This window comes from Archaeoglobus sp. (assembly GCF_017656475.1).
In the GTDB taxonomy this organism is placed as follows: domain Archaea; phylum Halobacteriota; class Archaeoglobi; order Archaeoglobales; family Archaeoglobaceae; genus Archaeoglobus.
The window spans coordinates 1-8,009 of sequence record NZ_JACDNT010000058.1 but is presented as its reverse complement, the minus strand read 5'-3'; the positions used below and the strand labels follow the sequence as shown (position 1 = coordinate 8,009).

12 protein-coding genes and 2 pseudogenes are annotated in these 8,009 nt (G+C 42.6%); 6 read left to right on the top strand and 8 right to left on the bottom strand.

Translation table 11 applies throughout. The features are described from left to right. The 5 genes and pseudogenes from H0Z19_RS11125 to H0Z19_RS11105 form a co-directional block, all read left to right on the top strand. Nucleotides 1–140, top strand: a pseudogene (locus H0Z19_RS11125) (IS630 family transposase); the annotation flags it as partial. A gap of 64 nt (nucleotides 141–204) precedes the next feature. Next, on the top strand, nucleotides 205–402 hold the full coding sequence (locus H0Z19_RS11120; RefSeq protein WP_290726633.1) for a HEPN domain-containing protein: 198 nt from the start codon (nucleotides 205–207) through the stop codon (nucleotides 400–402). After that, the gene (locus H0Z19_RS11115; RefSeq protein ID WP_290726631.1) at nucleotides 380–538 is read left to right on the top strand and encodes a HEPN domain-containing protein; all 159 of its coding nucleotides are present in this window, start codon (nucleotides 380–382) and stop codon (nucleotides 536–538) included. The genes H0Z19_RS11120 and H0Z19_RS11115 overlap by 23 nt, the downstream gene beginning before the upstream one ends. Next, nucleotides 535–735: a hypothetical protein gene (locus H0Z19_RS11110; RefSeq protein ID WP_290726629.1), complete on the top strand. Its 201-nt coding sequence runs from the start codon at nucleotides 535–537 to the stop codon at nucleotides 733–735. The genes H0Z19_RS11115 and H0Z19_RS11110 overlap by 4 nt, the downstream gene beginning before the upstream one ends. Continuing rightward, nucleotides 671–880 carry a nucleotidyltransferase domain-containing protein gene (locus tag H0Z19_RS11105; RefSeq protein ID WP_290726627.1) on the top strand — a complete coding sequence of 70 codons (210 nt, stop codon included), beginning with the start codon at nucleotides 671–673 and terminating at the stop codon, nucleotides 878–880. The genes H0Z19_RS11110 and H0Z19_RS11105 overlap by 65 nt, the downstream gene beginning before the upstream one ends. A gap of 332 nt (nucleotides 881–1,212) precedes the next feature. Here the strand turns inward: H0Z19_RS11105 and H0Z19_RS11100 are convergent, their stop codons facing one another. After that, the gene (locus H0Z19_RS11100) at nucleotides 1,213–1,347 is read right to left on the bottom strand and encodes a PIN domain-containing protein (RefSeq protein ID WP_290726625.1); all 135 of its coding nucleotides are present in this window, start codon (nucleotides 1,345–1,347) and stop codon (nucleotides 1,213–1,215) included. Between the two features lie 177 nt (nucleotides 1,348–1,524). Further along, nucleotides 1,525–1,743, bottom strand: a complete 219-nt coding sequence (locus H0Z19_RS11095; RefSeq protein WP_290726624.1) for a hypothetical protein — start codon at nucleotides 1,741–1,743, stop codon at nucleotides 1,525–1,527. Nucleotides 1,744–2,030: 287 nt separating this feature from the next. On the opposite strand from H0Z19_RS11095, the gene H0Z19_RS11090 reads away from it, so the two are divergent. After that, nucleotides 2,031–2,174 (top strand): hypothetical protein, encoded by a 144-nt coding sequence (locus H0Z19_RS11090; protein WP_290726622.1) that lies wholly within the window; start codon nucleotides 2,031–2,033, stop codon nucleotides 2,172–2,174. Between the two features lie 492 nt (nucleotides 2,175–2,666). Here H0Z19_RS11090 and H0Z19_RS11085 read toward each other — a convergent pair whose 3' ends face one another. The 6 genes and pseudogenes from H0Z19_RS11085 to H0Z19_RS11060 form a co-directional block, all read right to left on the bottom strand. Continuing rightward, entirely contained in the window at nucleotides 2,667–3,167 is a 501-nt protein-coding gene (locus H0Z19_RS11085; protein ID WP_290726620.1) for a dTDP-4-dehydrorhamnose 3,5-epimerase family protein, read from the bottom strand. A gap of 55 nt (nucleotides 3,168–3,222) precedes the next feature. Beyond that, nucleotides 3,223–4,431 (bottom strand): LUD domain-containing protein, encoded by a 1,209-nt coding sequence (locus tag H0Z19_RS11080; protein ID WP_290726618.1) that lies wholly within the window; start codon nucleotides 4,429–4,431, stop codon nucleotides 3,223–3,225. Then, nucleotides 4,428–5,276 (bottom strand): dTDP-4-dehydrorhamnose reductase, encoded by an 849-nt coding sequence (rfbD, locus tag H0Z19_RS11075; RefSeq protein WP_290726616.1) that lies wholly within the window; start codon nucleotides 5,274–5,276, stop codon nucleotides 4,428–4,430. The genes H0Z19_RS11080 and rfbD overlap by 4 nt, the downstream gene beginning before the upstream one ends. Then, nucleotides 5,273–6,292, bottom strand: a complete 1,020-nt coding sequence (locus H0Z19_RS11070; protein WP_290726614.1) for an SDR family oxidoreductase — start codon at nucleotides 6,290–6,292, stop codon at nucleotides 5,273–5,275. The genes rfbD and H0Z19_RS11070 overlap by 4 nt, the downstream gene beginning before the upstream one ends. An 8-nt stretch (nucleotides 6,293–6,300) precedes the next feature. Then, the gene (locus H0Z19_RS11065) at nucleotides 6,301–7,356 is read right to left on the bottom strand and encodes a glucose-1-phosphate thymidylyltransferase (protein WP_290726612.1); all 1,056 of its coding nucleotides are present in this window, start codon (nucleotides 7,354–7,356) and stop codon (nucleotides 6,301–6,303) included. Nucleotides 7,357–7,638: 282 nt separating this feature from the next. Continuing rightward, a pseudogene (locus H0Z19_RS11060) lies at nucleotides 7,639–7,947 on the bottom strand (transposase); the annotation flags it as partial. Nucleotides 7,948–8,009 lie beyond the last annotated feature (62 nt).

Sequence of the window (8,009 nt, the reverse complement as noted above, 5' to 3'; positions counted from 1 at the left end):
CAGAGAAATCTCCGCTCAATACGGAAGAGTTGGAGGAAGCGATTGCTAAAGCCTTTAAAAAGCTGACAGAGTCGATATCCTTTGCAAAAAGCTGGATTGAGAAGTTCTTGGGTGATAAGTTTAAGATGTTATGCACTTAACTATAAATAAATGTTAAGAAAACTGCCATCATGAAGGGGACTCCTCGAGAGGGCGAAGAGGTTCTTGGTAGATGCTGAGGATGACATAAAAAAGGAGTTCTACGATCTGGCAATGTTCCATTTGGAGCAATCCCTGCAGCTGTTGCTGAAGTACATTCTCGCAACTGAAGTTGGATACTTTTCCAAAATGCACTCCCTTTCATCTTTAAAGGAGGAGGTTCGCCACGTCAACAGGGATATTGCAGAGGAGCTGGGGGGCTAAGGATATAGTCAGGGAGCTGGAGAGAGCGTACATAGGTGCCAGATACCTGCCTTTCAAATACGAGAAAGATGAGGCCGTCAGAGCTCTCAAATTCGTGAAGTGTGTGTTCGAGAAGTTTGCGGTGGAGAGAGCATGAAGGGAGTTGAAATAGCCAAATCCCTGTGGGAAAGAAAGGTTCGAGCGTTCAGAAACTACAGGGAGGTTGCCAAAAAGCTGAAAAAAGTGGCGGTGGAGATCACGCGGGATGAGAATTTAAGGGTTATAGTTTTTGGAAGCGTCGTTAGAGGAGACTACACACCCCCTCAGCGATCTCGACATCCTTATAGTCAGTGAAAAAGCCTCCGAAATCCCCTACGGAGTGTTTGTGAGTAAAATCGAGGAGAAGATGGATTTGTTCGGTGTTGAAATTCACTTCGTAACTCCAGAGCTCTTTGAAAACTGGTATAAGAGGTTTCTGGACGTCTTCGAGGAGGTTTGAGTTTACCCAATCTTGAGTGATCATGAAGGGATCATCGAGATCGAGAAGATGGTTAGATAGGGGAAAAGCAACTTCCACCGGATAGAAGGAAAGAGAGTTGAGAACAAAATATGATTTACTGGTAAGCCACAGAGTCGTATTCCCATATCAAATCAAAATACTTCTTCATTCCGGCAACCAAGCTCGAATTCTCAGTTACAGCGGCCTCTCTCAAGTAAAGCGGAGTTTCGGGATCTTCAACAACAAATATCGCTTTTCCCTGATAGGACGTATGAGATCATGCTAAATGCCGCTTTGATAAGCATTTTTAGAGCTAACTACTCGGACACGATCTAAATCATCTTAACTTTAAGATCTGAAACCTTTGCGATGTCCAAAAAATCCTCATCCTTAGTTATCAGCTCCTCGTTTCTGTTTATGCAGATTGACGCTATAAGCAAATCTGCAAATGTTTTTGCTTTGCCCAACTAAAAGCTTATTTTGAGTTTTATGAGCTAACATAAAGTCTTCGACATCAGGAAACAGGATTTTACCGTAAAACTTTTTGTAGTAAACGATCTTTGGATATTCTACAAACGTTACTGCGGTTGTGTTTTCTCTAATCTCTTCTCTTCTTTTAATCCGCTCGATAACTACATTGGTATCTAATACAGCCATTCCAATCTTCTCTTTTCTTTTTCTCTCAACTTTAGATCTTCAACTTCAAGCACTTCTGTCAGATCTTCAGACTTTATCCCCAACATTTTCCTTACTTCTTCAATTGGTAGCTCCTTTGTAATCTGAGATATTGCTTGAATTATAGCTTTTCTGAGCTCTTCTTCATCTACCCAGTCCGGAATTTGAATTTTAATAGTTTTAACCATAATTTTTGTCATTCTATTGGGATTTAAATGTTACTTTAAAACCAGTAGTTTTCAAGAACTTATGATCTATCTACCATTTCGTCCTCCGAATTAAGAACCTTCGTAGCTGAATCTACTATTTGTTAAAGTCGTTTATGAGACGGATGAAATAGCTTGTTGCAGCGGGGATAATCTTAAATACGGTTTTTGCATCTTCCTTGGGAATCCTAAAAGAGAAGACAGCGATCTTCAAGAAAGTCTCGAAAGTCACAAACAACTTGTATAATTCCACAGGTTAAAGATTACATATGACCACTCAAATCTCAAGAGAAGATCTGGAGGAAATAGTTGAGAGAAAGGTTAGAGAAGCATTATTAAAGGCGCTCATGGAACTCACACCGTATGTTTCTGACGAAGAGCAGGGAGAAATAGAAACAATAGCAGGGGCGTGAGCTTTAAGAGAAGAAAGTTTAACCTTTCAAACTGCTAAATTCTGCCCTTCTTTCTGTCTCTTTCCTTTGACTCAAGGTATTTTTCAACAGGCAACATGAAGGGCTGTTGATCAGCATTGCCCGCTGTCTGCTCCAGACTTCATTGGGTACAGACTAACCCATTCTGCATAGAAGCGGACAAATTCCAACCTTGCCAAGGAATTCCTTTTTCTACCCAATGCCATACTCGCCTTTTACATTCATCTTCCTCATAAAGTGGTCGAGTCTGCTTTTATCAATGTATTTTTAAATATCTCCTAAAGAGAGACTACATCCTCTATATCTTTATCGCTGCCAAGGTAGAGTTTGTACGCTATCCGAACCTCTATCGGCGATGTGATATCTGCCTGTCATTCTTCGACAAACTTTTTATCAAGATTTAGTTATTGTTAAAGCAAAAAATTCCCACTTCTTGGTAAGTTCCGGCCTGTTTTCTTTTAAGCCTCGTTTTTATCACTTATGCGGTGGGTAAAACCAGTCCCACGGCTTACCGCACCTCGGATCATCATCCCTGCCATTAATTTTCTTGGGAACAATCGTCTCATCGTTCCAGGGCCTTCTCAGCTCATCCGGATTATTGTAGTCGTAGAGCTTGTTCACAAAGTAAATCAGCACTGCAGGCTCGTTTCCAACGGCCTTTATCCCGTGCCAGTAGTGTCCGGGAATTCTCACAACCTGCAGGTTCTCGCCGGTAGAAATTATCTCGTTGAGTTCCTGCGTTTCGTCGTCGTAGGCACATATCTTCAGCGCACCCTTGACGACAACAAAGTAGTCAACCTGCCCCCTCTCATGCTTGTGCCAGGCCCTTACAATTCCGGGGTAGCTTATCGACAGATTTGACTGGACTATTTCATCCTGAAAAACATCGCTCCAGTCCTTACGCATTATTTCGGCAAAAAACCCTCTTTCGTCCGCAAACCTCTTCAAAGGCTTGACAACAACTCCTGGCAACATGTTTTACCACCTCTTTTTTGTTGTTTTATTTATACTTAACTTTTTACTTTTAATACTAACCCAACTCACCTCTCAGCGTCAGATACACAGCCAGCGTTTCCAGATAAACTGCACGGGTGAGCCACTTTGCGTGTGAAACAAGAAGATTGTAGAGTTCGCTCCCTCTTCTGGCTTTGCTGATCATTTTTGGTATATCGAGTCCAAGAGGACAGTTCTTTTTGCACCTGCCGCATGAAAGACACAGCTCTAAATCGGCCTCCCCGTTGTAAAGAGCTGAATACAGTGCGAACCTGCCACCTTTAAACCTTCCCCCGAAAACACGGTATGAGGGGCAGTGTAACACGCAGTTCCCGCAGCCAATACAGTAGAACATCTCTCTGAATCCGTTGTTCATCAAGTAGCTCCTGTTGTTATCCAGCAGAATTAAAACGACCTCCTTTGGATTGTGCACACCATCATACAGCTTTTTCTCTATATCTGCCGTTTTGCTTACACCGCTTACGATCTCAATGAAAGATGGCGTAACAGCTCCGGTAGCAAAGAAAGTCTGAATCTTTGCAGCATTTACGGCTTCATCTATGCTCGGGTAGAACTTGTCAATCCCTGCCAGAATTATCCACTTTCTGGGTCTGTTCATCACCTCAAACACGTTTCCCTCATTGTGCAGGATTACAACACTTCCCTCAGCCGTAACTGCATTCGCTCCCGTAATTCCAACATTTGCTCTGTCGATGTATTTCTTTATGTCCTGCAGTAAATATTCAATCACGGCATGAGGGTCTCTCTCTAAATTAATTCCAAATCGCTCATTTAGCATCTTTACAACGTAATCCAGAGACAAATGGGCTGCTGGGCCTGTCGGGTGCGACGGCTCTTCGCCGAGTATTTGAATTAGCCTGTCTCCGATATCGGTCTCAATGACATTGATGCCCTTGGATTTCAGCTCTTTCTCCAAGTTGATCTCCTTTGTAACGTTCGATTTCGACTTTACAACAACTTTTTCCTCATTTATTTCCTTAAGCAGAAGCTTTACAGCTTCTTCAGCATTATCGGCGAACTCTACTCTAAACCCGTTGTTTTCCAAATTTTCAACGGCTATTTCAATAATGTCGGGATCTCCGACGTATTTTTCCCTCACAGCTCTGAGTCTGTTCAACCTCTCCTGCAGATCCGGTATTTTAGAGATGTTGGCTTTTTGCCTTTTTTTGACAGTTTCAAATGCCTTCCGCATTACCAGCAGTTTTTGAACTTCTGGGTTTGTCATATGTGCCCTTTCTCTTCCAGATATGCCTTCAACGCATCCTTCCAGTGTCTCATTTCCACACCGTAGGATTTCAGCTTCTCAATGCTTAGAGACGAGTTTTTAGGTCTTTTTGCTTTGGTTGGGTACTTATCCGAAGTAGTCGGGTTAAGATTCGCTGAAATGCCTGCAAGCTCAAAAATAGCTTTGGCGAACTCATACCACGTGCAGTATCCATCATTAGTTACGTGGTAGATGCCGTATGGCAGCTCTTTTTCAATAACCTGCCTGATTGCAAACGCGGCATCCTTCGTGTATGTTGGCGACATCGTTATGTCATCCACGACGTTTATCTCTTCACAGGCCTTCGCTTTTTTTATCATGGTCTCGACAAAGTTTCCGCCTTTGCCACTCGCTCCAGCAGCACCAAATAAACTCGAAACCCTTACGATGTAGTGTTTATCCGAGATGTACCTCGTAAAAATCTCTCCGGCATATTTGCTGACCCCGTAAACGTTTATAGGATTTGGCACGTCATCCTCTGAATAGGGTTGACCTTTGTTGCCGTCAAAAACGTAATCGGTGCTCACGAAGATATTAACTGCGCCAATATCCTTGCAGATCAGGGCGACGTTTCTCGCCCCTATCGCATTCACCGAAAAGCTTTTTTCCGGATTATCTTCACATTCGTCTGTTTTGTGATACGCAGCAGTGTTTATCACGACATCTGGCTTTATCTCTCTGAGAATCTCACAGCTAGTAAAGTCTGTCACTTCTATATCTCTGTGCGTTAGTGGTACCGCATCATCACCAAAAACTTTAACCAGGTCTGATCCGAGCTGCCCGACCCCTATTACGGCGACCTTCACAGAATTACACCCCTCATTTCAACTTCCTTTATTATTCTATGCGCCTCCAGCAGGTACTTGTACCATTCAACAGTCCTCGTCTTTATGCTGTCCGTTATTCTCCCCTCAACCAGCGCATCGTAAACCTCTCTTGCCCCATCTCTTGGAGTGTACTTCGGTTTGAACCCCAGAACCTTCTCTATTTTGGTAAAATCTACTCTGTATGACCTCTTATCCGGTGAACCGTACCACTCAAACTCAAATGGCAGGTCTATTGCTTCTGCAATTAGTTTAGCCAAAGGCAATATCTGGATATTTTGTTCGTTGCTACCCACGTTAAAGATTTCTTTATTGACAGTACTTGGATCGCTTTCCAGCACCGTTATGAAAGCTCTTGACGTGTCTTTCACGTGAACGAAAGGTCTCCACTGTGTTCCGTCCCTCATTATCGGTATTTTCTTGTTTTTATAGAACCCTAAAACCATACCGTTTATAGCCAGGTCGAACCTCATTCTTGGTGACAGGCCATAAACTGTAGCCTGCCTCAGTACCGTCACGCAGAAGTTATCGTCTGCCAGCGGAAGAATCTCCTTCTCTGCTGATAAATTGGCTTTGGCATAGGTTGTCAGTGGGTTGGTTTGCGATTTCTCATTTACAATTTCATCCTGAAATCCATAAACGCTACACGATGACGCCAGTATGTACTTACTTACACCGTACTTTTTGGCCAAATTCGCAACCCTTGCCCTACCCTTGTAGTTTATTTCTATAGTTTTTGATGGGTCCAGTTCTCCGCTTGGATCGTTTGACAGTGCTGCCAAGTCCATTACAGCATCGACATCCTGCAATATCTTGGGATCGAACCATCTAATATCATCTTTAATAATTTCCAGATTTGGGTCTCCTGCTACGTCTGCGAGAGTTTCCTCGCCGAAAAAAAATCTGTCTAAGCACTTTACCTTGTATCCTCTCTCAAGTAACATTGGAATTAATATGGAGCCAATATACCCACCACCACCAGTGACCAATACCTTCATGTTATCACCTACAGCACGATATTGGAGTTATCACCCAGTATTAGTCTGTGCCCTTTTGGCATATAGTTATACTCCTGAACATGGACGTTCCTTCCTATAAGGCTTTCTACGATCCTTCCGGCATTTATTATTTTGCTTCCATCCATAATAACGCTGTCTTCGATCTCGGTCTCCTCTATCTCGCAGTTGTTACCTATTGATGTGTACGGTCCTATATATGAATTCACAATCCTGCAGTTCTCACCTATAACACATGGCCCCTTGATTACAGAGTTCTTTATTACCGTTCCAGGCCCAATTACAACTCTACCAACAATCCTCGAGTTCTCAGCCTTGCCCTCATTTTTTGGCTGTATATCTTCCAATATCAACCTGTTTGCCTCAAGAATGTCCTCCGGCTTTCCTGTGTCTTTCCACCAGCCTTTAACTATGGATGCCTCGACTCTGTATCCGTTGTCTATCAGCCACTGTATAGCATCCGTAATCTCAAGTTCGTTACGCCAGGATGGCTTAATGTCTTTACAAGCCTCAATTATTACGGGTTTGAAGAAGTAAACACCCACCAGTGCATAGTTTGAGGGCGGGACTTTGGGCTTCTCCACTAACCTTTTCACCCTACCATTTTTATCCAGCTCGGCAACACCAAAACGCTGAGGTTCTTCGACTTCGGTAAGCAGGATGAGTGAGTCTGGATTAAGCTCTTTAAATCTTCGAGCGTGTTCCACAATCCCATCTCTAAGTATGTTGTCTCCTAGGTACATTACAAATTCTTCATCATCTAAAAACTCTTCTGCAACGAGTATGGCGTGAGCCAGCCCTTTTGGATCTCCTTGGTGAATAAACGTAATCTCAGCATCCCATTCAACAGAACTGACAGTCTCAATCACCTGCTCCCTGTTTGGACCAGTTATTATTCCTATCTCCTTAACTCCAGCCTCAATTACATCTTCAATAGCATAGAAAAGCACGGGTTTGTTCGCGACTGGAATCAGTTGCTTCTGCTGAGAGTGAGTCAGAGGACGAAGCCGAGTCCCGTGTCCACCGGAGAGGATCAGAGCTTTCATGATTCATATTTAAGCGATAAATGTTTTAAAAATGTTTGTTCCTACACACTTAAAAAAGTTCTAGCAAGTTAAAAACTATTCACAACCGAATTTGCTTGAAGAAGTTGAATGTACTCAGCGGTATTTGGGAGAAAACTTGAAGAAGAGTTCTGCAGAGATAAGACGAAGCTAGAAAGTTAAAATTAGATGGGAGAATGAATTATCAGAGAGCTAAGATGTAGAACTTGAGCAAGAGATACTAAGAATGAGTTAGGAAAGTATTGAAAAGAACTTAAATTACAGTTAAGTGCATAACATCTTAAACTTATTACCCAGAAACTTCTCAATCCACCTTTTTGCAAAGGATATTGATTCTGTCAGCTTTTTGAAAGACTTAACAATCACTTCTTTCAGTTCGTCCACATTAAGCGGTGATTTCTCTGAAACAACTCTTTTTACACTCTTCCAGACGTTCTCAATTGGATTCAAATCCGGAGAATAGGGTGGCAAATAGACCAAAACGATATCTAGCTTCTCAGCTTCATCCTTCACCTTTTTGGCATGGTGCGTTCTGAAGTTGTCGAGAATGATTGCGATCCTCTTTTCAGGATTTGCTTTCTAGGGTCCTTACCAAATCACATCTCAGCCAACCTCTGCAGTACCCTCTTTTCCCT